The sequence below is a fragment of the Burkholderia mayonis genome, assembly GCF_001523745.2.
GTDB classification, from domain to species: domain Bacteria; phylum Pseudomonadota; class Gammaproteobacteria; order Burkholderiales; family Burkholderiaceae; genus Burkholderia; species Burkholderia mayonis.
The window spans coordinates 1009143-1030986 of the sequence record NZ_CP013386.1 but is presented as its reverse complement, the minus strand read 5'-3'; the positions used below and the strand labels follow the sequence as shown (position 1 = coordinate 1030986).

The window sequence follows — 21844 nt, the reverse complement described above, 5'->3', positions numbered from 1 at the left end:
CCCCACTTTTTGTTCTCAACGACTTATGGCTTTTAACGTAACCCTCAAGCAAAGCGGCCGGCAGTTCCAGGTCGAAACCGGCGAAACCGTGCTCGCGGCGGCGCTGCGTCAGAACGTCCATCTGCCCTACGGCTGCAAGAACGGCGCGTGCGGTTCGTGCAAGGGCACGATCTTGCAAGGCCAGTTCGAGCAGGGACCGCACTCCGCTTCAGCGCTGTCGAACGACGAGCGCACGCGCGGCCTCGCGCTGCTGTGCTGCTCGAAGCCGCAGAGCGACCTCGAAGTCGACGTGCGCGAGATCGCCGGCGTCGACGGCGTCCAGGTGAAGAAGCTGCCGTGCCGCGTCGCGGCGCTCGAGCGCCGCGCAGACGACGTGATCGTGCTGAGACTGCAGTTGCCGGCAAACGAGCGCCTGCAATATCTCGCCGGCCAGTACATCGAATTCATCCTGAAGGACGGCGCGCGCCGCAGCTACTCGATGGCGACGGCGCCGCACGAGGAAGGCCAGATCGAGCTGCACATTCGCCACATGCCGGGCGGCAAGTTCACCGACCACGTGTTCGGCGCGATGAAGGAGCGCGACATCCTGCGCTTCGAAGGCCCGCTCGGCACGTTCTTCCTGCGCGAGGATTCGGACAAGCCGATCGTGCTGCTCGCGTCCGGCACGGGCTTCGCGCCGATCAAGGCGATCATCGAGCACGCGCATCATCTGAAGCTCGGGCGCCCGATGACGCTCTACTGGGGTGCGCGCCGCAAGAAGGATCTGTATCTGCTCGACGTCGCCGAGCAATGGGCGAAGGAGATCCCGAACTTCGAGTTCGTGCCGGTGCTCTCCGAGCCAGACGCGAGCGACGCGTGGACGGGCCGCACGGGCTTCGTGCACCGCGCGGTGATCGAGGATCTGCCGGACCTGTCCGGCTACCAGGTGTACGCGTGCGGCGCGCCGGTGATGGTCGAATCCGCGCAGCGCGACTTCACGCAGCACCACAGCCTGCCCGCCGACGAGTTCTATGCGGACTCGTTTACGAGCGCTGCGGACCTCGCCCACGCCGTCTGAGCGCCGCGCGGCCTCGAAAAAAACCGCCGCGACACAGAATTGTCGCGTCGCAGCGGTTTACTTGGGGCCGCGTGATGCCTTATGCTTGCGCACATGAACCGCTTCCAGTCCTCCCTCCGACGTCGCCGCTCGCCGCTCCGCACGGATGCCGCCGGCTCGTCACGGACTCGCGCGTAACCGCTTCCTCGTTACGCGAAAGCTGTTCGAATCACCAAGCCACGGCGTCCCGTGGCTTTTTTTATTGTCTTTTCGCCGACCGCGCCCTGGAGCTTGCCGCTATGCCGCTGAACGATTTTCCGATCGACTCGCTGATGTACATCACGAACCGCCCCGACATCGTGTTTACGCACGGCAAGGGCTCGTGGCTCTACGACCACACCGGCAAGCGTTACCTGGACTTCATTCAGGGTTGGGCGGTCAACTGCCTCGGCCACTGCAACGACGGCCTCGTCCAGGCGCTGCAGGCGCAAGCGGAGAAGCTGCTCAACCCATCGCCCGCGTTCTATAACGAGCCGATGGCGAAGCTCGCGAGCCTGCTCACGCAGCACAGCGTGTTCGACAAGGTGTTTTTCGCGAACAGCGGCGCGGAAGCGAACGAAGGCGCGATCAAGCTCGCGCGCAAATGGGGCCGCAAATTCAAGAACGGCGCGTACGAGATCATCACGTTCGACCACAGCTTCCACGGCCGCACGCTCGCAACGATGTCCGCGAGCGGCAAGGCCGGCTGGGACACGATCTACGCGCCGCAGGTGCCGGGCTTCCCGAAGGCCGAGATCAACAACATCAACTCGGTCGAGAAGCTGATCAGCGACAAGACCGTCGCCGTGATGCTCGAGCCGATCCAGGGCGAAGGCGGTGTGATCCCGGCGTCGAACGAGTTCATGCGGCAACTGCGCGCGCTGACGAAGCAGCACGATCTCCTCCTCATCGTCGACGAAGTGCAGAGCGGCTGCGGCCGCGCGGGCACGCTGTTCGCGTACGAGCTTGCGAACATCGAGCCGGACATCATGACGCTCGGCAAGGGCATCGGCGGCGGCGTGCCGCTCGCGGCGCTGCTGTCGAAAGCGGACGTCGCGGTGTTCGAGGCAGGCGACCAGGGCGGCACCTACAACGGCAACCCGCTGATGACGGCGGCCGGCCACGCGGTGATCTCGCAGCTCGTCGCGCCGGGCTTTCTCGAAGGCGTGCGCGCGCGCGGCGAATACCTGAAGCGCAAGCTGCTCGAACTGTCGGACGAGCGCGGCTTCGAGGGCGAGCGCGGCGAAGGCCTGTTGCGCGCGCTGCTGCTCGGCAAGGACATCGGCCCGCAGATCGTCGAGAAGGCGCGCGACATGCAGCCGGACGGCCTGCTGCTGAACGCCGCGCGTCCGAACCTGCTGCGCTTCATGCCGGCGCTCAACGTGACGAACGAAGAGATCGACCAGATGATGGCGATGCTGCGTTCGGTGCTCGACTCGCTCTGATCGCCCATGTCGACCGCGCTCGTTGCCGACGACGTCGCGATCCGCCCGTTCGAGCACGGTGACACCGATGCCGTGCTCGCCGTGTGGCGCGATACGTTTCCCGCGTACTCGGACGCAAGCACGCCTCATCGCGATCCGCGGCGCTCGATCGAGCTCAAGCTCGCGACGCAGCCGGAGCTGTTCTTTGTCGCGATCGCCGGCGGGAGGGTCGCCGGGACCGTGATGGCTGGCTACGACGGCCACCGCGGCTGGCTGTATTCGCTCGCCGTCGAGCGCGGCGCACGGCGGCTCGGTATCGGCCGTGCGCTGCTCGCGCACGCGGAAGCGGCGCTCACCGCGCGCGGCTGCCCGAAAGTGAACCTGCAGGTGCTGCCCGGCAACGACGACGCGTGCCGGTTCTACGAAGCGCTCGGCTATTGCGCGGAAGAGCGGATCTCGTTCGGCAAGCGGCTCGCGGCGGATTGAGGCTGCAAACGCGGGCAGCGCGCCGCCGGACTGAGCGGCGCGCCCCGCCCTCGTCCGGTCACCACGGCGCGTGCGGCCCCGAGCAGGTGCCGGTTGACGTGATTCCCCACCTGCATGCCGGCCGACGCGCCACCGCAAGCGCACGCCCCTTCCCGCCGCTTGCGTCTCGCTACGAAATCGGCCCCGCGCCCGGCAACGGATTGCCGAGGCTGTCGGTCGGCACCGCCTGCTGCTCGAACGCCGCGAAATATGCGGCCCACTGCTCGCCGCCGAGATCAACGAGAAGCGCGCCGTCCTGCCACACGTCGTTGTGGTCGTTCGCGTCGTCGCCCGCCTGATGCAGAAAATGCGTGCCGGCCGATCCCTGATTCATGTGCGTGTCGTGAATCCCGTTGCCTTCGACATACGTGCGCCCGAATACGTACAAATCGAGATTCTGCTGACGCGCGGCGTCGACGAGCCGCAACACCGACGGAATCGGTTCAGGATGCTCGGTGCCGTCCATCACGTCGCTGACCCGCCACGCCCCCGTTTCGCTCAGGACGTCGCTGCGCACGTAGTCGAGCGCCGGCAACGCATCGCCGTTCGTCAGGTCGGTGTAGCCCTCCGCGGCGGCGGCGAGCGTCTGCGTGAGCGGATGATGAAAATCGTAGACGAGCTTGTACTTGAGCAAGTCGTCCGCGTCGCTGGTGCCGACATTGATCGCGACGTCCCAGTCGCCGTCGGGCAACGCGAGCGTCAGGTGGACGTGATACTGCGTCTCGTTCGCGCGCCCCACCGCCTTCAGACTCGCAACCGCTTTGATCTTCGCTTTCACGAAACCGTAATCGAGGCTCATGTGCGTCTCCGTTCAATGGCGGCGCGCACATTGTGCCCGAGCTGCGTGTCGGTTTTCGGTATGCCGATCAGCGAACGCCGCGCGTCGCGCATCGAGGCCTCGGTCGGGCACGAAAGCCGACATCGCACGTCGCTTCGAGTGCCGCAGTCAGCGGCACGCCATCGCACTCAGCCGCCCCCGATGCACACGCCGCGCCGATGCACAAAACAAAAAGCCGCCGCGGCGAACCGTGGCGGCTTCCTGAAAATCACGCCGCGCGAACCGGCGCGCGGCAAGCGTCGATCGTGCTTACTCGCCCAGATACGCGGCGCGCACCTTCGGATCGTCGAGCATCTGCTTCGCATCGCCCTCCATCGTGACCGTACCCGAATCCATCACGTAGCCGCGGTCGGCCGCCTGCAGCGCGAGACGCGCGTTCTGCTCGACGAGCAGCACCGTGATGCCCTCCTTCGAGATCGTGCGCACCACTTCGAAGATCTTCTCGACCATGATCGGCGACAGCCCCATCGACGGCTCGTCGAGCAGCAGCAGCTTCGGCTTGGAGAGGATCGCGCGCGCCATCGCGAGCATCTGCTGCTCGCCGCCCGACAGCGTGCCCGCGAGCTGCGTCGCTCGCTCCTTCAGGCGCGGGAAGAAGCCGAACATCCGGTCGACATCCTTCTTGATCCCGTCCGTGTCGTTGCGCAGATACGCGCCCATCTGCATGTTCTCGACGATCGACATCCGCGCGAAGATCCCGCGGCCTTCCGGCACCATCGCAAGGCCGCGCTTCAGGAGCTCGTGCGGCGGCACGCCCTTGATCGACTGGCCGTCGTACTCGATGTCGCCCGCCGAGTACGGTTTGAGACCCGTGATCGCCTTCATCGTCGTCGTCTTGCCCGCGCCGTTCGCGCCGATCAGCGTGACGAGTTCGCCCTGACGGACTTCCATGTCAACGCCCTTGACGGCCTGGATGCCGCCGTAGTTGACTTGCAAGCCCTTGATTTTCAACATTGCCGCTGCCATCAGTGCACCCCTGCGCCGAGATATGCCTCAATCACCTTCGGGTTCTTCTGCACGTCCTGCGGCAGACCCTCGGCGATCACCTTGCCGTAATCGAGCACCGTCATGCGGTTGCACAAGTGCATCACGAGCTTCACGTCGTGCTCGATCAGCAGGATCGTGCGGCCGTCCGAGCGGATCTTGTCGAGCAGGCGCGTCAGCTCGACCTTCTCTGTCGCGTTCATGCCCGCCGCCGGCTCGTCGAGCGCAAGCAGCTTCGGATCGGTCGCGAGCGCGCGCGCGATTTCCAGCCGACGCTGATGGCCGTACGACAGGTTGCGCGCGGTGTAGTCCGCGTACTGCAGCACGCCGACGTAGTCGAGCAGCTCGATCGCGCGCTCCTTGATCTCGCGCTCTTCCTTGCGCTCGGCGGGCGTCTGGAACACCGCGCCCAAGAGGCCGTGCTTCGTGCGCACGTGGCGCCCGACCATCACATTCTCGAGCGCCGTCATTCCGCCGAACAGGCGGATGTTCTGGAATGTGCGCGCGATGCCCGCCTTCGCGACCTGGTGGACCGCGGTCGGTGTGTACGTGTCGCCGTCGAGCCGGAACTCGCCGGAGTCGGGCGTGTAGAGCCCCGTGATCACGTTGAAGAACGTGGTCTTGCCCGCGCCGTTCGGGCCGATCAGGCCGTAGATCTCGCCTTCCCGGATCTCGAGGCCGACGTCGGACAGCGCCTGCAGGCCGCCGAAGCGCTTGTTCACGCCTTTGACGGACAGTCGAATTTGTTCGCTCATTACCTTTTCTCCTGTGTCGACCAGCGTCGTTTAAGCGCGCACCGGCTTCTTGCCGCCGCGCTTCGCCAGCTTCGCGATTCGGTCTTCATGCTTCGGCGCGGGCCACAGGCCTTCCGAGCGATACAGCATGATGATCACCATCGCGAGGCCGTAGAGGCCCTGGCGGATCACTTCCGTATCGATGACGTCGTGACCGAACAGCATGTGCTGCAGCGGGCTCATCGTCGAGCGCAGGAATTCGGGGAACACGGCGAGCAGTACCGCGCCGAGGATCACGCCGGGAATGTGGCCCATGCCGCCCAGCACGACGCAAGCGAGCACGACGATCGACTCCCAGAACGTGAATGATTCCGGCGACACGAAGCCCTGGAACGCGCCGAACATCGCGCCCGACAGGCCGCCGAACGACGCGCCCATCGCGAACGCGAGCAGCTTCACGTTACGCGTGTTGATGCCCATCGCCTTCGCAGCGATCTCGTCCTCGCGGATCGCGGCCCACGCGCGGCCGATCCGCGAATGCTGCAGGCGCGTACAGACCCAGATCACGAAGAGCGCGCAGATCACGAACAGGTAGTAGTACATGTAGACCGACGGCAGCGAGAACCCGAAGATCTCGTGCGTCTGCGCGAGGTTGAAGCCCGCGACATTGACGGGATCGATGCCCGTGATCCCCTGCGGCCCGTTCGTCACGTTGACCGGACGGTCGAGATTGTTCATGAAGATCCGCACGATCTCGCCGAAGCCGAGCGTCACGATCGCGAGGTAGTCGCCGCGCAGACGCAGCGTCGGCGCGCCGAGCAGGATGCCGAAGAACGCGGCGAGCGACATCGCTATCGGCACGATCACGAAGAACGGCACGTGCAGGCCGCCCGGCAGCAATTGCGCGATCCAGTCGAAATGCGACGTCAGGTGCGGCGAGCTCAGGAGCGCCGCGGTGTACGCGCCCACCGCGTAGAACGCGATGTAGCCCAGGTCCAGCAGGCCGGCGAAGCCGACCACGACGTTCAAACCCAACGCGAGCATCACGTACAGCATCGCGAAGTCGAGCACGCGCACCCAGTAGTTGCCGCCCGCCGCGCCGATGAGGAGCGGCGCCGCGACGACGAGCGCCGCGGTCAGCACGCCGATGGTGACGGTCTTCGCGGTGTGGCGCTCTTCGACGAGCGAAGCCGACGTTTCGATCGGTTGAATGGATGTCATGTTGTTCTCCTTACGCGCGATCGGCGACACGTTCGCCCAAGAGGCCCGACGGCCGGAACACCAGCACGATGATGAGCACGATGAACGCGAACACGTCTTGGTAGTTGCTGCCGAACACCCCGCCCGTCAGATTGCCGATATAGCCCGCGCCCAACTGCTCGATGAGGCCGAGCAGCACGCCGCCCACCATCGCGCCGCCCAGGTTGCCGATCCCGCCCAGCACCGCTGCCGTGAACGCCTTCATGCCGGGAATGAAGCCCATGTAGAAGTGCACGTTGCCGTATTCGGAAGCGATCATCACGCCCGCGAGCGCGGCGAGCGCCGAGCCGATCATGAAGGTCGCCGAAATCACGAAGTTCGGATTCACGCCCATCAGGCTCGCCGTGTTCGGGTTCTCGGCGATCGCACGCATCGCGCGGCCGAGCTTCGTCTTGTGCACGAGCAGCAGCAGCCCCCCCATCACGATGAACGCGACGATGATGATCGTGATCTCGGTCATCGAAATCACCGCGCCCGGATTATTCTCGCCCGCCTTGATCACGTTGATCGGATCGGTCGGCAGCAACTGCGGGAACGGCAGCGGATTGCGCGACCAGATCATCATGGCGGCCGTCTGCAGCAGGATCGACACGCCGATCGCGGTGATGAGCGGCGCGAGACGCGGCGCCCGGCGCAGCGGCCGATAGGCGACGCGTTCGATCGTGAAGCCGACGCATGCGCAGACGATCGCCGCGATTCCGAGCCCGATCGCCAGCGTCGCGACGTGGCCAAGACCGGGGAAGTGGTTCTGCAGCACCGTGATCGCGGAAAGCGCGACCATCGCGCCCACCATCAGCACGTCGCCGTGCGCGAAGTTGATGATGCCGAGAATGCCGTACACCATCGTGTAGCCCAACGCGATGATGGCGTAGACACTGCCGAGCACCAGTCCGTTGAGGATCTGCTGGACGAAAATATCCATTTAAAGCTCCTTGGCCCGTGCCGCCGGATGAGCGCTCCGCCACGCGGATAAGCGATGGAATCGCGCCAACTCGACGACACTGCGGGTACTAAATCAATACCGGTAAGGTGATGTCGGCCCGGCGCGGACGGTGCGGACTGTGCGACCGCGCGTCTTGCCGGGACGGATACGAAAACGGCACCGCACTGAAGCTTCGGTGCCGTCGCGAGTCCCGTCTGTAATTCACGACTTGAGGACGGTGTGCTTGGCCTCCTTGAAGTCGTAGAGCGTCCATGCGCCAACCTTCGCGTCGTCGATGCGGCCGCGCACGACGTCGGCCGTCGCCTCGCGGGCAGGCGCCGGCATCGGATGCGGCACGTCGAATGCTTCGCTCGGGTCGGCGCGCCTCGTGGTGTCGGCGGTCGCGCGCACTGCGTCGTTTGCGATCGGCGCACGTCCGGACGACGCCGTCGCGCGAACGACGGCCTTTCGTCTCGCGACCGGGTCGCCCGGCGCGCCGATGCCGACGAACACGACGACGTTGGTGCGCGCGCGCTTGATCTGAGTCGGCATCGTGACGAAATTCGCCGCAGGACGCCCGCCCCTGGCGACGGGCACGTCGCTCGGGGAAGCCGTCGGGGCCGCCTCGGCTTGCGCCGCCGCCCCGCCGTCGCGTCCGTCGGCGGCCGCTGCGAAGAGCGCAACCGCAGCGTCGACGGGCCCGGCGTCAACCAACTTCAGATGCATCGAATAAGGTCTCCAGCGCCTTGCCAAAACCATGTTTCAAGGCCACCAGGCCTGAAAACGGGCGCATTGTAACTCTATTTATAGGACGACCAATATTCCTGATTCGACAGGGTTTTCCTGCATTGCAACCTTTTTTGAGCACGCCATTTCAGAAGACATTGCAACCTGGTTGCACTGTCACGGTGCCGAATGGTTGCTCCACGGGACATTTCGCCCAAAATAAAAGCGCGCCCTAAGGCGCGCTTTTTGCAATCTAACTGAAACGAAACCGGCGATCAGGCCGCGGGCGACAGATTCAAGCCGCGCGGCAACGGGAACGACACGTTCTCCTCGATGCCCTCGAGCGCACGCACGTTGGTCACGCCGAGCTCGCGCAAACGCGCGATCACCGCTTGCGCGAGCACCTCGGGCGCCGACGCGCCCGCCGTCACGCCGATCCGGCGCTTACCGGCAACCCAGGCAGGGTCGATCTGCTCGGGTGCGTCCACCATGTAGGCGGCAACGCCGCGCTTCTCGGCGACTTCGCGCAAGCGGCTCGAATTCGAGCTATTCGGGCTGCCGACGACGATCACGACGTCGCACTGCGGCGCCATGAACTTCACCGCATCCTGGCGGTTCTGCGTCGCGTAGCAGATGTCCTGCTTCTTCGGTTCGCGGATCGCGGGAAATTTCGTCTTGAGCGCGCCGATGATCTCGGCCGCGTCGTCGACCGACAGCGTCGTCTGCGTGACGAGCGCGACGCGCTCCGGATCGGGCAGCTCGAGCTTCTGCACGTCGTCGACGCTTTCGACGAGATGCATCCCGCGCTCCACCTGGCCCATCGTGCCTTCGACTTCCGGGTGCCCCTTGTGGCCGATCATCACGATGTCGACGCCCTCCTGACGCATCTTCGCGACCTCGACGTGCACCTTCGTGACGAGCGGACACGTTGCGTCATAGATACGCAGGCCGCGCACGGCCGCCTCGTCGCGCACCGCCTTCGACACGCCGTGCGCACTGAAGATCACCGTGTTGCCGGACGGCACTTCCGCGAGCTCCTCGACGAAAATCGCCCCCTTCTTCCTCAGATCCTCGACGACGTACTTGTTGTGCACGATCTCGTGGCGCACGTAGATCGGCGCGCCGTGCATCGCGATCGCGCGTTCGACGATCTCGATCGCGCGATCGACGCCTGCGCAGAAACCGCGCGGCTGAGCGAGCAGAATCTCGGCGTCGGCCGCGGCGACCTGACCGGACAGCGTATCGGTGGTGCTCATGATTACAGAATCCCGATGATTTTCACTTCGAACGTGAGCGCCTGGCCCGCGAGCGGATGGTTGAAATCGAAGAGCGCGGACGTCTCGCCGATCTCCTTCAGCACGCCCGCGTAGCGGCCGCCGTCCGGCGCGTTGAATTCGATCAGGTCGCCCGGCGCGAAATCGTCGCCGACCATGCCGTTATCGCGCAGCGTCGCGAGCGACACGCGCTGGATCATGTCCGGATTGCGCGGCCCGAATGCTTGCTCAGGCGTTAGCCGGAAGGTCGAATGGTGGCCTGCCTTGAGGCCGATCAGAATTCCTTCCAGCGACGGCGCAAGCTGCCCCGCGCCGAGCAGGAGCGTGGCGGGCTTGTCGGAGAATGTGTTGACGATGTCGGCGCCGTCGGCAAGGGCGAGCCGGTAATGAAGCGTGACGTGCGAACCGGGCTTCACTTCTGCAAGGTCGATGAGGCTCATGTGGTACTCGTTCAATCGGCGCCCGAAAACGACGGGCGGCACAACGCAAAGGCTTTATTGTAAGTCACCTCGGCGATCGAGGCGGAATGCGGACGTGATTCGCCTTGCGAGCACGCAGGATATTGGAGGTCGGCAGCATGCAGTATGAGACTTTTACAGTCGGCGAGAACGTCGACGACGAGCCCCCACGCGATCGGCTCGCCCCGCCGCCGGCCGCTCCGCCGGCTCCGGCTGCACCGCGCCCGCGGCCCGCCGCCGCGGCGCACCGCGGGCGCGACCTGCCGCGCGAACGCCTGCTTGCGCGCGGGCCTGCCGCGCTGTCGGACGCGGAGCTCGTCGCGCTCCTGCTCGGCTCGGGCCTGCCCGGTCACGACGTGTTTGCGCTCGCGCACACGCTGCTCGCGCGCTTCGGCTCGCTGCGCACGCTCCTCGACGCGGCGCCCGACGACTTCAAGGGCCTGCGCGGAATCGGCCCCGCGCGCACCGCAATCTTGGTCGCGGTCGTCGAGCTGGCGCGCCGCGCGCTCGCCGAAAAGGCTCGCGAGCGGCCGCTCGTCGATTCCCCGGGCGCGGTCGAGGATTATCTGCGGCTGCTGATCGGCACGCGGCAGCACGAAGTGTTCGTATGCCTCTTCCTCGATGCCAGGCATCGGCTGCTGCAAACGGAGGAGACCGCGCACGGGTCGCTCACGCGCATGGCCGTCTATCCCCGCGAAATCGTGCGGCGCGCACTATCGCTGAACGCGGCGGCGCTCATCGTCGCGCATAATCATCCGTCGGGCGCGGTACGACCGAGCGCCGCGGACCGGCGCTTGACGCGCGTACTGCGCGACGCGCTCGCGCTCATCGACGTGCGATTGATGGACCATTTCGTCGTCAGCGCAAGCGACACGTTTTCATTCGCGCAGGCAGGCTGGATCTAGCGTGTCGCCGGTCCCACGCCACCGGCCCACCCTGGCCCCGCATCGCCTGGGCCGACGCCGTGCGATCCCCATTGCGAAATTAGGTTTGATTTTCCTGAAGTTTTTCTGTTAAAATTGCCGTCTGTCTTTTTTCCAACCAGTTCTGAAGCCGCTGAAGCGGTCTCGTGGCCTTGTCGATCAAGGATCAACCACGGATCGGAGGCGCTTTTCCTGGCACGGCCGAGACTTACGTGGTCGCGCAAAGAAGAGAACCTTCACCGGCGATCGAACCCCGAATTCAGCGTATTAGGAGTGCTCTCATGGCACGCGTATGCCAAGTAACTGGGAAAGCGCCGATGAGCGGCAACAACGTTTCCCACGCCAACAACAAGACGAAGCGTCGCTTCCTGCCGAATCTGCAAAACCGCCGGTTCTGGGTTGAAAGCGAAAACCGTTGGGTGCGTCTGCGCGTTTCGAACGCCGGCCTGCGCCTGATCGACAAGAACGGCATCGATTCCGTGCTCGCCGACCTGCGCGCACGCGGCGAAGCCTAAGTCCAAGGAGCACTAGCATGGCGAAAGGCGCACGCGACAAGATCAAGCTCGAGTCGACCGCTGGCACGGGTCACTTCTATACGACCACGAAGAACAAGCGCAACATGCCGGAAAAGATGGAGATCATGAAGTTCGATCCCGTCGCCCGCAAGCACGTGGCGTACAAAGAAACCAAGATCAAGTAATTCTCCGGTTTCGAAGAGCCTGATGACGACGAAAAGCCCCGCAATCGCGGGGCTTTTTGCGTTGGCGGGCGTACACCCTCTTTTCCGACGCGGTATGCTCTGCCCTTTCCGCTCGCATTGCGCACGGCGGAAAAGATAAGACAAAACGCGCAAGAAACGGAGATGCAGATGAATTTCGATGTGGCGATCGTCGGCAGCGGCCTCGCCGGCTTGTCGGTCGCGCTCAATCTCGCACAAACGCGACGCGTCGCGCTGATCGCGAAGCGGTCGATGATGGAGGGTGCGAGCGACTACGCGCAAGGCGGCATCGCCGCGGTGCTCGATTCGGCGGACAGCGTCGAGAATCACGTGAACGACACACTGATCGCGGGCGGCGGCCTGTGCGACGAAGCCGCGACGCGCTACATCGTCGAGCACGGCCGCGAAGCGATCGAATGGCTGATCTCGCAGGGCGTGCCGTTTACGAAGGACGACGCCGCGGAACTCGGCTTCCACCTGACCCGCGAAGGCGGCCACAGCCATCGCCGCATCATTCACGCGGCCGATGCAACGGGCCACGCCGTGCTCGCAACGCTTTCCGAGCGCGCCCGCACACACCCGAACATCACGTTCTTCGAGGATCACCACGCGATCGACCTCATCACGTCCGATCGCCTCGGGCTGCCCGGCCTGCCGGGCCGGCGCTGCGTCGGCCTCTACGCGCTCGACGTACAGACCGGTCAAACGGTGACGATCGAGGCGCCGCACACGGTGCTCGCGACGGGCGGCGCCGGCAAGGTCTATCTGTACACGACGAACCCGGACACCGCGACAGGCGACGGCATCGCGATGGCGTGGCGCGCGGGCTGCCGGATCGCGAACATGGAGTTCATCCAGTTCCATCCGACCTGCCTGTTCCACCCGTACGCGAAGTCGTTCCTCATTTCCGAGGCGGTGCGCGGCGAAGGCGGCCTCCTCAAGCTGCCGGACGGCACCCGCTTGATGCCCGCGCACGATCCGCGCGCGGAGCTCGCGCCGCGCGACATCGTCGCGCGCGCGATCGACTTCGAGATCAAGAAGCGCGGGATCGACTGCGTGTATCTCGACATCAGCCACCAGCCCGAAGCGTTCCTGCGCGAGCACTTCCCGACGATCTTCGCGCGCTGCCTCGAGTTCGGCATCGACATCTCGAAGGAGCCGATCCCGGTCGTTCCGGCCGCGCACTACACGTGCGGCGGCGTCGTCACGGATCTTGCCGGACGCACCGACATCGCGGGCCTTTACGCAGTAGGCGAGACGTCGTGCACAGGCCTGCACGGCGCGAACCGCCTCGCGAGCAATTCGCTCCTCGAATGCCTCGTGATCGGCCGCGCGACCGCCGACGCGATCGAGAGCGCCGGCTACGATTCGGCGACGCACGGCCCGCTGCCAGCATGGGACGAGAGCCGCGTGGCGGACGCGGACGAGGAAGTGGTCGTCGCGCACAACTGGGACGAATTGCGCCGCCTGATGTGGAACTACGTCGGCATCGTGCGCACCGACAAGCGCCTCGAACGCGCGCAGCATCGCCTGAAGCTGTTGCGCGACGAGATCCACGAGTATTACGCGCACTTCCGCGTGAGCCGCGATCTGCTCGAGCTGCGCAATCTCGTCGACGTCGCGTCGCTGATCGTCGACAGCGCGCGAGCGCGCCACGAAAGCCGCGGCCTGCACTACAGCCGCGACTGGCCGCAGGCATTGCCGAAGGCGCTGCCGACCGTACTCACGCCGACGCGGCGGGCATCGAAATGAAGCACAAATGAAGCACGCATGACGCGCGCCGAAAACGGCGCGCAATGAACAAAGGGCTGCCGGCGCATGGCACGCCGACAGCCCTTTGCTTCAGCCCAGCCGCCCGCCCGACGATCCGGACACGCGCAGCCGTTACATCATTCGACGATGCGCATCGAGTAATCGGTCGCGCGCACGTCCTTCGTCAGCGCGCCGATCGAGATCCGGTCGACGCCCGTCTCCGCAATCGCACGCACCGTGTCGAAATTCACGCCACCCGACACCTCGAGCACCGCGCGGCCCTCGGTGACGCGCACCGCGTCGCGCATCATGTCGAGCGTGAAGTTGTCGAGCAGCACCGACTGCGCGCCGTGGGCAAGCGCCGTGCGCAACTGGTCGAGCGTTTCGACCTCGATCTGCACCGGCACGTCGGCGTTCAGCGCGAACGCCGCGTCGAGCGCCTTGTCGACGCCGCCCGCCGCCGCGATGTGATTCTCCTTGATCAGGATGCCGGCATAGAGCGCGAGCCGCTGGTTCGCGCCGCCGCCGACGCGCACCGCGTATTTCTGCGCGAGCCGCAGGCCCGGCAGCGTCTTTCGCGTGTCGAGGATGCGCGTGCGCGTATCCTCAATCCGGTCGACGTAGCGGCGCGTCGCGGTCGCAACGCCCGACAGCAGTTGCAGGAAGTTGAGCCCGTTGCGTTCGGCCGTCAATAGCGACCGCGCAGGACCGCGCAATTCGCAGACGGTCGAGTCGGCCGTCATCCGATCGCCTTCGCGATACCGCCAGTCGACTTCGATCGACGGATCGACCGCGCGCACCACCGCGACGAACCACGGCACGCCGCACAGCACGGCCGCCTCGCGCACGATCACGCGCGCGCAGCGCGGTGCGCCGTCCGGCACGAGACGCCCGGTCTGATCGCCGCTGCCGACATCCTCGGCAAGCGCATCGGCGACATTACGCGCGATCGCCGCTTCGAATGCGGCGCCGTATTCGTGCGAGATCTCAACGAAGAGCGGCGACACTGCGTCGTTCGTCATGCCGCCCCCACGTTCGCGAAGAGTTGCTGATCGCGCTGCAGATCGCCGCTCGCCTGTACGCGCCTCCTGTGGCGCGCGGCGAAGTCGAGCATCCGGTCGATCGGCACGCGCGCGCGTTCGGCGATCGGCGCGTCGACGAAGATCTCGTTGTGGCCGCGCTCGAGCACCTCGGACAGGTTCGACAGCGCGTTCATCGCCATCCACGGGCAATGCGCGCAGCTCTTGCACGTCGCACTGTTGCCGGCCGTCGGCGCCTCGATGAAGGTCTTGCCGGGCGCCGCGAGCCGCATCTTGTGCAGGATGCCGAGATCGGTCGCGACGATGAAGCGCCGCGCATCGTGCTTCACGGCCGCGTCGATGAGCTGCGTCGTCGAGCCGACGACGTCCGCAAGCGCGACGACGCTCTCGGGCGATTCGGGATGCACGAGGATCTTCGCGTCCGGATATTCGGTGCGCAGCAGATCGAGCTCGACGCCCTTGAACTCGTCGTGGACGAGGCACGAGCCCTGCCACATCAGCATGTCGGCGCCCGTTTTCTTCTGAATGTATCCGCCGAGGTGACGGTCCGGCGCCCAGATGAGCTTCTCGCCGCGCGCATGCAGCTCGGCGACGATCTCGAGGCCGATCGACGACGTGACCATCCAGTCCGCGCGCGCCTTCACCGCGGCGCTCGTATTCGCGTAGACGACGACCGTGCGGTCCGGATGCGCGTCGCAGAACTGCGAGAACTCGTCGATCGGGCAGCCGAGATCGAGCGAGCACGTCGCGTCGAGGTCGGGCATCAGCACGCGCTTGTTCGGGCTCAGGATCTTCGCCGTCTCGCCCATGAAGCGCACGCCGGCGACGACGAGCGTCTGCGCGTCGTGATCGCGGCCGAAGCGCGCCATTTCCAGCGAATCGGCGACGCAGCCGCCCGTCTCGTCCGCGAGCTCCTGCAGATCCGCGTCGACGTAATAGTGCGCGACCAACACGGCCTTCTCGCGCACGAGCAAGGCCCTGATCTGCGCCTTCAGCGCGTCGCGCTCGCCGGCGGCGAGCGGCTCAGGCACCTTCGCCCACGCCTCGCCGACGCCGCAGGCCGCCCCTGCCGCGAGCGGGCGGTCGTACTCGACGGGTTTGATCGCCGATTGCATCTTCATCTCCTGTCGACCAGAGTTGGCGCTCGAGCCCGCACTCTGGTTCCGTACCAAGTTCAGCCCTGCTGATCACCGCCGCGGAAAAACGGCCGGCCCAAAAGAAAAACCCCGCCAGCGCGGGGTTTGTGACGTCCTGAAATTCTAATCGATTTCGGCTCGGACGACTCAGGCGTAGCGGCGCAGGCGCGTCGCGAACTCTTGCAGCGCCTTGATGCCGCTTTGCTCCGCGCGATGGCACCAGTCCTGCAGTTGCGCGAGCAACTGTTCGCGCGACGCATTCGAACGCTCCCAGATCGCGGCAAGTTCGGCGCGCAGCTGGAAGAACGTGTGCAGCTTCTGGCTGTTCGCGAAGATCTCCGGCAGCATCCGCTTCTGCGGCTCGTCGAGGCCCGCCTCGTCCTTGTGGAACCACTTGCGCGCGCCGCGCATCAGCTGGTACTTCTCGCGTGCGCCGAGCTCCTTCAGATGCGCGAGCTCCTGCCTGTACGCGCGCTTCAGCGTCTTCGCGTAGCGCGCCATCACCTCGTAGCGGTTCGACAGCACGGCCTGCAGCGTTTCCTGGTCGAGCACGGTCTTGCGCGCGGCGAGGCGCGGCGTCGGCGCGATCTTCTTCACCTTCGCGAGCCCGAACGCCGACATGATCCGGATGTACATCCAGCCGATGTCGAACTCGTACCACTTGTTCGACAGCTTCGCCGACGTCGCGAAGGTATGGTGGTTGTTGTGCAGTTCCTCGCCGCCGATCACGATGCCCCACGGAAAGAGGTTCGTGCTCGCGTCGGCCGCGTTGAAGTTGCGATAGCCCCAGAAGTGGCCGAGGCCGTTGACGACGCCCGCCGCCCAGAACGGAATCCACACCATCTGGACCGCCCACACGGTGAGGCCGACGAGGCCGAACAGCGCGACGTCGATCACCATCATCACGCTCACGCCGAGAATCGGATACTTCGAGTAGAGGTTGCGCTCGAGCCAGTCATTCGGCGTGCCGTGGCCGTACTTGCGCATCGTCTCTTCGTTCTTCGCTTCCGCGCGATACAGCTCGGCGCCTTCGAGCAGCACCTTCCAGATGCCGCGCGTCTGCGGGCTGTGCGGATCTTCCTCGGTCTCGCACTTCGCGTGGTGCTTACGATGGATCGCCGCCCACTGGCCCGTCAGCATGCCCGTCGTCATCCACAGCCAGAAGCGGAAGAAGTGGCTCACGATCGGATGCAGATCGAGCGCGCGGTGCGCCTGGCAGCGGTGCAGATAGACGGTCACGCCGACGATCGTCACGTGCGTGACGGCGAGCGTGAACAGCACGATCTGCCACCACGTGAAGCGCAGAAGCCCGTTGGCAAAGAAATCGAGCAGGGAATTCAACAAGGCAGTTACCTGTACAAGTAGTAAGGACGCCGGCTCAAATGACCTGCGTCAAGAAAATGAAAGCATACCGCGTAGTAGGACGGGATTTTACTTCATCCGTTCCAAGTCTTTGTAAAAAATGAATATTTCTTGCGGCAGTGCAATACGCGCGCGGGTGTTTTCGGGCTAAAGGGGCGCGCGACGGCGCCCCGCCCCGCTATGCGTCCTGCCGCGTCCGCTCTGCCGCGAAGCCGTTTGCGCCGGCTGCGGGCGCGATACCGTCCGGCAGCCCGATCACGCGAACTTCGCGCTGCGGAAACGGGATCGAAATCCCGTGTGCGACAAAAAGCCGCCAGACGTTCCGGTTGACCGCCGAGCGCACGCCCGCCGTTCCCTTCGCCGCGTCGGCAATCCAGAAACCGAGTTCGAGATCGATGCCGTCCGCGCCGAAGCCGACGAGATACGGCGTCGGCTTCGGCTCCTCGAGCACGCGCTCGACGCCCTGCGCCGCCTCGACGAGCAACGACATCGCGTGCTCGACATCCGACGTGTACGCTACCTGCACCGCGATCTTCGCATAGCCGCGCGTCAGGTACGACGACTGGTTCTGCACGACGTCGGTGATCAGCTTCTCGTTTGGAATCAGCGTCTCGTTGCCGTCGAGGCCGCGCACGACCGTGTAGCGCGTGCGGATTTGCGTGACGACGCCCTGCAGGCCGCCGACGTTGATCGCATCGCCGAGCCTGAGCGACCGGTCGAGCAGGATGATGAAGCCCGATACGTAATTGCTCGCGATCTTCTGCAGGCCGAAACCAAGCCCGACGCCGACCGCGCCGCCGAACACGCCGAGCACCGTCACGTCGATCCCGACGAGCGACAGGCTGATCAGCACCGCCGCGAAGATGAGCAACGCGCGGCCGACGCGCGCGAGCACGACGCGCAGGTTCGCATCGAGCGAGCGCGCGCGCATCAGCCGCTCTTCGAGCACCGAGCCGAGCCACATCGCGAGGACGAGCGTCACGCAGACCCACAGCGCGCCCGACACCACCGACAAGAGCGTCAGGCGCGCGTTCGCGACGCGAAACTGGACGCTGTCGAGCCATGCGAGCACGTCGCGCTGGATGCCGAGCACCGTGAGCGCCATCGCGACCCACACGACGATCGACACGACCTTCTCGACGATCGACAGCCACGCGTGCGTGTGGCCGTCGCGCGCGAACACGCGGCGCGCGACGAAGAACAAAATGTAGATGAGGCCGATGCCGAAGAGCGGCACGAGCGCGAGTTGCAGGAGCGACGTCGGCATCAGTTCGTCGAACACCGTCTCCGCGAACCACATGAACGCGCCACCGATGAGCGGAAACAGCGCACGGTTCAGGCTCAGCGCGCCCGCCCCGGGCGGCCGGCCGGCCGCCCGGCGGCGCGCGTCGATCCGGCCGCGCAGAAAACGCGCGACGAGCCAAGCGAGCGCGAGCGAGCCGAGGAACGCGACCGCCTGCCAGATCATCGCAGGCTGGCCGAAGTCATGGGCGACCGCCGCGAGCCGCCGGGTCAGGTGATTCGTGACCATCCGCGAACCCGCCCGTTATTGCGTGCGCCGCTCGAGGACCGCGGCGAAGAAGCCGTCGGTCGCATGGCGGTGCGGCCAGAGCGACAGGTAGTCGCCCGTGTCGAGCGTGATCCGCTGCTCGGCGAGCAAGCGGTTCGCCGGCACCAGCACGAACTCCGGATGCGCGGCGAGGAATTCGGACACGATCGCCTCGTTCTCCGCTTCGAGCACACTGCAGGTCGCGTAGACGAGCCGCCCGCCCTTCTTTACGAGGCGCGCGGCGCTCGCGAGGATCGACGCCTGCTTCGGAGCGAGTTCGGCGACCGACTCGCGCGACTGGCGCCACTTCAGATCCGGATTGCGGCGCAGCGTGCCGAGGCCGCTGCACGGCGCGTCGACGAGCACGCGATCGATCTTGCCCGCAAGCCGCTTGATCTTCGCGTCGTGCTCGCTGTCGATCAGCACCGGGTTCACGTTCGACAGCCCGCTGCGCGCGAGGCGCGGCTTCAGCTTCGCGAGGCGCTTCTCGGACACGTCGAACGCATACAGGCGGCCCGTCGAGCGCATCATCGCGCCGAGCGCGAGCGTCTTGCCGCCCGCGCCGGCGCAGAAATCGACGACCATCTCGCCGCGCCGCGGCGCGACGAGCGAGCACAGCAGCTGGCTGCCCTCGTCCTGAACTTCGATCTGCCCCTCTTCGAACAGCTTGAGCTTCGTGAGCGCCGGCTTGCCGACGACGCGCACGCCGAACGGCGCGAACGGCGTCGCGCCCGCATCGACGCCCGCCGCGCGCAGGCCGTCGATGACCTGGTCGCGCGTCGCCTTCAGCGCGTTCACGCGCAGGTCGAGCGGCGCCGGATAATTGACGGCGGCGGCGAACTGCGCGAGGTCATCCGCGCTGACACGCTCGGCAAGCGCCTGATGAATCCAGTCCGGCAGGTTCGTGCGCACGCGCAGCGGCAGGCTCGCCGGATCGATCTTCGCGACGTGGTCGAGCCACGCCCACTCGGCGTCCGACACGAACGGCTTGAGCGCCGAGCGGCCGACCGTCTGCATCAGACCGAGCAGCGCGAGGCGTCGCGCCGGCGCGCCCGTGCCGCTCTCGGCAAGGTGCGCATATTCCATCTTCCGCCGCAGCACCGCGAACACCGCCTCGGCGATCACGCCGCGCTCGGCGTGGCCGAGCTTCGGATGCGCGCGGAAGAAGCGGCTCGTCGTGACGTCGGCCGGGCCGACGAATTTCAGGACCTCGGCGAGCAGCGCCTCGGTCTGGCCAATCAGGAAACCGTGCAGCTTCATACGCCCTCGCTCGTCGATGTGTCGATTGCATCCGTGAACAGCCAGCGCGCCTCGTCGGGCGCGACGACCGCGCGCCCCGCCTCGAGGCGCAGCTTCCCTTCGACGAACCAGCGCACCGCGCGCGGATACAGCACGTGCTCGGCCGCGAGCACGCGCGTGGCGAGCGCGACGGCGTCGTCGCCCGCGACGACGGGCACCGCCGCTTGAGCCACGATCGCGCCGCTGTCAAGCTCCGGAATCACGAAGTGGACGGATGCGCCGTGCAGCGCGACGCCCGCGTCGAGCGCCTGCTGGTGCGTATGGATGCCCTTGAAGCTCGGCAGCAGCGACGGATGGATGTTGAGCATCCGACCCGCATATCTGGCGACGAAGGCCGGCGTGAGTATGCGCATGAAGCCGGCGAGCACGATGAGATCGGGGCTGAAACGGTCGATCTCGGCGGCGAGTGCCGCGTCGAAGCTGTCGCGGCCATCGAATGCGCGATGGTCGACCACGGCGGTCGCGATGCCGTGCGACGCCGCGAATTCAAGGCCCGCGGCGCCCGGCCGGTTGGAAATCACAGCGGCAACCTCGGCAGGCCAGCCCTCGCGCGCGCAAGCGCGTACGATGGCCTCCATGTTGCTGCCGCGGCCGGAAATCAGGATGACGAGTTTTTTCATCCGCGGATTTTACCATTCGGCCCTGCCGTTTCCGGCATCCTGAGCCGCCCGGCCGCCCGAGCGTTTATAATCTTTTGCTTTGCGGCATCCGGCCGCTCATCCCCCACGCTGCCATCCGCTATCGTGAAAGTCTTTCGCGGCCTGCCCAACGCCGAAAGCCGCGCCCCGTGCGCGCTGACGATCGGCAACTTCGACGGTGTCCATCGCGGCCACCAGGCCCTGCTCGCGCGCGTGCGCGCGGCGGCGGATGCGCGCGGGCTGCCCGTGTGCGTGATGACATTCGAGCCGCACCCGCGCGAATTCTTCAATCCGGCCGGCGCGCCGCCGCGGATCGCGATGCTGCGCGACAAGCTCGAAGCGCTGCGCGAGCACGGCGTCGACCGCGTGGTCGTCGAGCACTTCAACCACACGTTCGCGAGCCAGTCGCCCGAGGCGTTCGTCGAGCGCACGCTCGTCCACGGGCTGCACACGCGCTGGATCATGGTCGGCGACGACTTCTGCTACGGCGCGAAGCGCGCGGGCAATTTCGCGTCGCTGAAGGCGGCGGGCGAGCGTTTCGGCTTCGAGGTCGAGCAGATGGAAACGCTCGCCGACGCCGACGGCGCGCGAATCTCGAGCTCCGGCGTGCGCGCCGCGCTCGCGGCGGGCGATCTCGACGCGGCCGCGCGCGCACTCGGCCACGGCTACGCGATCAGCGGCCACGTCACGCACGGGCTCAAACTCGGCCGCGACCTCGGCTTCCCGACGCTGAACCTGCCGATCGCGCACAAGCGCCCGGCGCTGTCCGGCATCTTCGTCGTCCACGTGCACGGCATCGGGCCCGAGCCGCTGCCGGGCGTCGCGAGCCTGGGCGTGCGGCCGACCATCGACGATTCGGGCCGCGTGCTGCTCGAAGTGCATCTGCTCGACTGGCACGGCGACGCGTATGGCAAACTCGTTCGCGTCGAATTCCTGAAGAAGCTGCGCGACGAGGCGAAATTCGTCGATCTCGAGACGCTCGCGCGCGCGATCGCGCAGGACGTCGTCGATACGCGCGCGTACTTCGCCGCACACGGCCGCGCGCCAGGCAGCCGCGCGACCGGTTTCGCGACGTCGGCCACCGACCGAATTAGCTGATCGACGCTGCGCCCGCGCCGGGCGACGCCGTCCGCCGCGCCGCCCGCAGTCCGCGCCGCACCTCCCCGATTTCACGACGCACGAGCGTCCCCAAGATTCCATAGCGATC

22 protein-coding genes are annotated in these 21844 nt (G+C 66.2%); 8 read left to right on the top strand and 14 right to left on the bottom strand.

From position 1 onward, the window contains the following. The first annotated feature begins 25 nt into the window (after positions 1-25). The 3 genes from WS70_RS05140 (at position 26) to WS70_RS05130 (ending at position 2985) form a co-directional block, all read left to right on the top strand. Positions 26-1057: a CDP-6-deoxy-delta-3,4-glucoseen reductase gene (locus WS70_RS05140; protein WP_059469237.1), complete on the top strand. Its 1032-nt coding sequence runs from the start codon at positions 26-28 to the stop codon at positions 1055-1057. Positions 1058-1335: 278 nt separating this feature from the next. Then, positions 1336-2520, top strand: coding sequence for an acetylornithine transaminase (locus tag WS70_RS05135; protein ID WP_059596444.1), 1185 nt, complete (start codon positions 1336-1338; stop codon positions 2518-2520). 6 nt (positions 2521-2526) lie between these two features. Continuing rightward, positions 2527-2985, top strand: coding sequence for a GNAT family acetyltransferase (locus WS70_RS05130; protein WP_059596445.1), 459 nt, complete (start codon positions 2527-2529; stop codon positions 2983-2985). 169 nt (positions 2986-3154) lie between these two features. On the opposite strand, the gene WS70_RS05125 is transcribed toward WS70_RS05130, so the two are convergent. The 8 genes from WS70_RS05125 to WS70_RS05090 all read right to left on the bottom strand — a co-directional run bounded on the left by WS70_RS05125 (position 3155) and on the right by WS70_RS05090 (position 10202). After that, positions 3155-3823 carry a DUF2278 family protein gene (locus WS70_RS05125; RefSeq protein ID WP_059469240.1) on the bottom strand — a complete coding sequence of 223 codons (669 nt, stop codon included), beginning with the start codon at positions 3821-3823 and terminating at the stop codon, positions 3155-3157. 288 nt (positions 3824-4111) lie between these two features. Beyond that, the gene (locus WS70_RS05120) at positions 4112-4828 is read right to left on the bottom strand and encodes an ABC transporter ATP-binding protein (protein WP_059469241.1); all 717 of its coding nucleotides are present in this window, start codon (positions 4826-4828) and stop codon (positions 4112-4114) included. Next, the gene (locus WS70_RS05115; protein WP_059469242.1) at positions 4828-5601 is read right to left on the bottom strand and encodes an ABC transporter ATP-binding protein; all 774 of its coding nucleotides are present in this window, start codon (positions 5599-5601) and stop codon (positions 4828-4830) included. Before WS70_RS05115 ends, WS70_RS05120 begins: the two co-directional genes overlap by 1 nt. 30 nt (positions 5602-5631) lie before the next feature. Then, on the bottom strand, positions 5632-6801 hold the full coding sequence (locus WS70_RS05110) for an ABC transporter permease subunit (RefSeq protein WP_059469299.1): 1170 nt from the start codon (positions 6799-6801) through the stop codon (positions 5632-5634). Between the two features lie 10 nt (positions 6802-6811). Next, complete coding sequence (locus WS70_RS05105) at positions 6812-7762, bottom strand: branched-chain amino acid ABC transporter permease (protein ID WP_059469243.1); 951 nt, start codon at positions 7760-7762, stop codon at positions 6812-6814. Positions 7763-7984: 222 nt separating this feature from the next. Continuing rightward, a complete protein-coding gene (locus WS70_RS32115) occupies positions 7985-8488 on the bottom strand; it encodes a hypothetical protein (protein WP_059596446.1) in 504 nt (167 codons plus the stop codon). Positions 8489-8763: 275 nt separating this feature from the next. Beyond that, entirely contained in the window at positions 8764-9744 is a 981-nt protein-coding gene (gene ispH / locus WS70_RS05095) for a 4-hydroxy-3-methylbut-2-enyl diphosphate reductase (protein WP_059469245.1), read from the bottom strand. Between the two features lie 2 nt (positions 9745-9746). Beyond that, positions 9747-10202 carry an FKBP-type peptidyl-prolyl cis-trans isomerase gene (locus WS70_RS05090; RefSeq protein ID WP_059469246.1) on the bottom strand — a complete coding sequence of 152 codons (456 nt, stop codon included), beginning with the start codon at positions 10200-10202 and terminating at the stop codon, positions 9747-9749. A 137-nt stretch (positions 10203-10339) separates the two neighbouring features. On the opposite strand from WS70_RS05090, the gene radC reads away from it, so the two are divergent. From radC to nadB, 4 genes are all read left to right on the top strand, one after another. After that, on the top strand, positions 10340-11125 hold the full coding sequence (radC, locus tag WS70_RS05085; protein WP_059469300.1) for a RadC family protein: 786 nt from the start codon (positions 10340-10342) through the stop codon (positions 11123-11125). Between the two features lie 299 nt (positions 11126-11424). Then, on the top strand, positions 11425-11658 hold the full coding sequence (rpmB, locus tag WS70_RS05080; RefSeq protein ID WP_004186391.1) for a 50S ribosomal protein L28: 234 nt from the start codon (positions 11425-11427) through the stop codon (positions 11656-11658). A 17-nt stretch (positions 11659-11675) separates the two neighbouring features. Continuing rightward, positions 11676-11843 (top strand): 50S ribosomal protein L33, encoded by a 168-nt coding sequence (rpmG, locus tag WS70_RS05075; RefSeq protein WP_004185395.1) that lies wholly within the window; start codon positions 11676-11678, stop codon positions 11841-11843. A 168-nt stretch (positions 11844-12011) separates the two neighbouring features. Further along, positions 12012-13613 (top strand): L-aspartate oxidase, encoded by a 1602-nt coding sequence (gene nadB / locus WS70_RS05070; protein WP_059596456.1) that lies wholly within the window; start codon positions 12012-12014, stop codon positions 13611-13613. Positions 13614-13750: 137 nt separating this feature from the next. Here the strand turns inward: nadB and nadC are convergent, their stop codons facing one another. From nadC to purN, 6 genes are all read right to left on the bottom strand, one after another. Beyond that, positions 13751-14635, bottom strand: a complete 885-nt coding sequence (gene nadC, locus WS70_RS05065; RefSeq protein ID WP_059469247.1) for a carboxylating nicotinate-nucleotide diphosphorylase — start codon at positions 14633-14635, stop codon at positions 13751-13753. After that, the gene (gene nadA, locus WS70_RS05060; RefSeq protein WP_059469302.1) at positions 14632-15768 is read right to left on the bottom strand and encodes a quinolinate synthase NadA; all 1137 of its coding nucleotides are present in this window, start codon (positions 15766-15768) and stop codon (positions 14632-14634) included. The genes nadC and nadA overlap by 4 nt, the downstream gene beginning before the upstream one ends. A 168-nt stretch (positions 15769-15936) precedes the next feature. Continuing rightward, a complete protein-coding gene (locus WS70_RS05055) occupies positions 15937-17133 on the bottom strand; it encodes a DesA family fatty acid desaturase (protein ID WP_059469248.1) in 1197 nt (398 codons plus the stop codon). A gap of 196 nt (positions 17134-17329) precedes the next feature. Further along, the gene (locus WS70_RS05050) at positions 17330-18682 is read right to left on the bottom strand and encodes a mechanosensitive ion channel family protein (protein WP_059596447.1); all 1353 of its coding nucleotides are present in this window, start codon (positions 18680-18682) and stop codon (positions 17330-17332) included. Between the two features lie 15 nt (positions 18683-18697). Continuing rightward, positions 18698-19960: an RsmB/NOP family class I SAM-dependent RNA methyltransferase gene (locus WS70_RS05045; RefSeq protein ID WP_059469250.1), complete on the bottom strand. Its 1263-nt coding sequence runs from the start codon at positions 19958-19960 to the stop codon at positions 18698-18700. Beyond that, entirely contained in the window at positions 19957-20619 is a 663-nt protein-coding gene (gene purN / locus WS70_RS05040) for a phosphoribosylglycinamide formyltransferase (RefSeq protein WP_059469251.1), read from the bottom strand. The genes WS70_RS05045 and purN overlap by 4 nt, the downstream gene beginning before the upstream one ends. Positions 20620-20742: 123 nt before the next feature. On the opposite strand from purN, the gene WS70_RS05035 reads away from it, so the two are divergent. Continuing rightward, on the top strand, positions 20743-21735 hold the full coding sequence (locus WS70_RS05035; RefSeq protein ID WP_059469252.1) for a bifunctional riboflavin kinase/FAD synthetase: 993 nt from the start codon (positions 20743-20745) through the stop codon (positions 21733-21735). Positions 21736-21844: the final 109 nt, after the last annotated feature.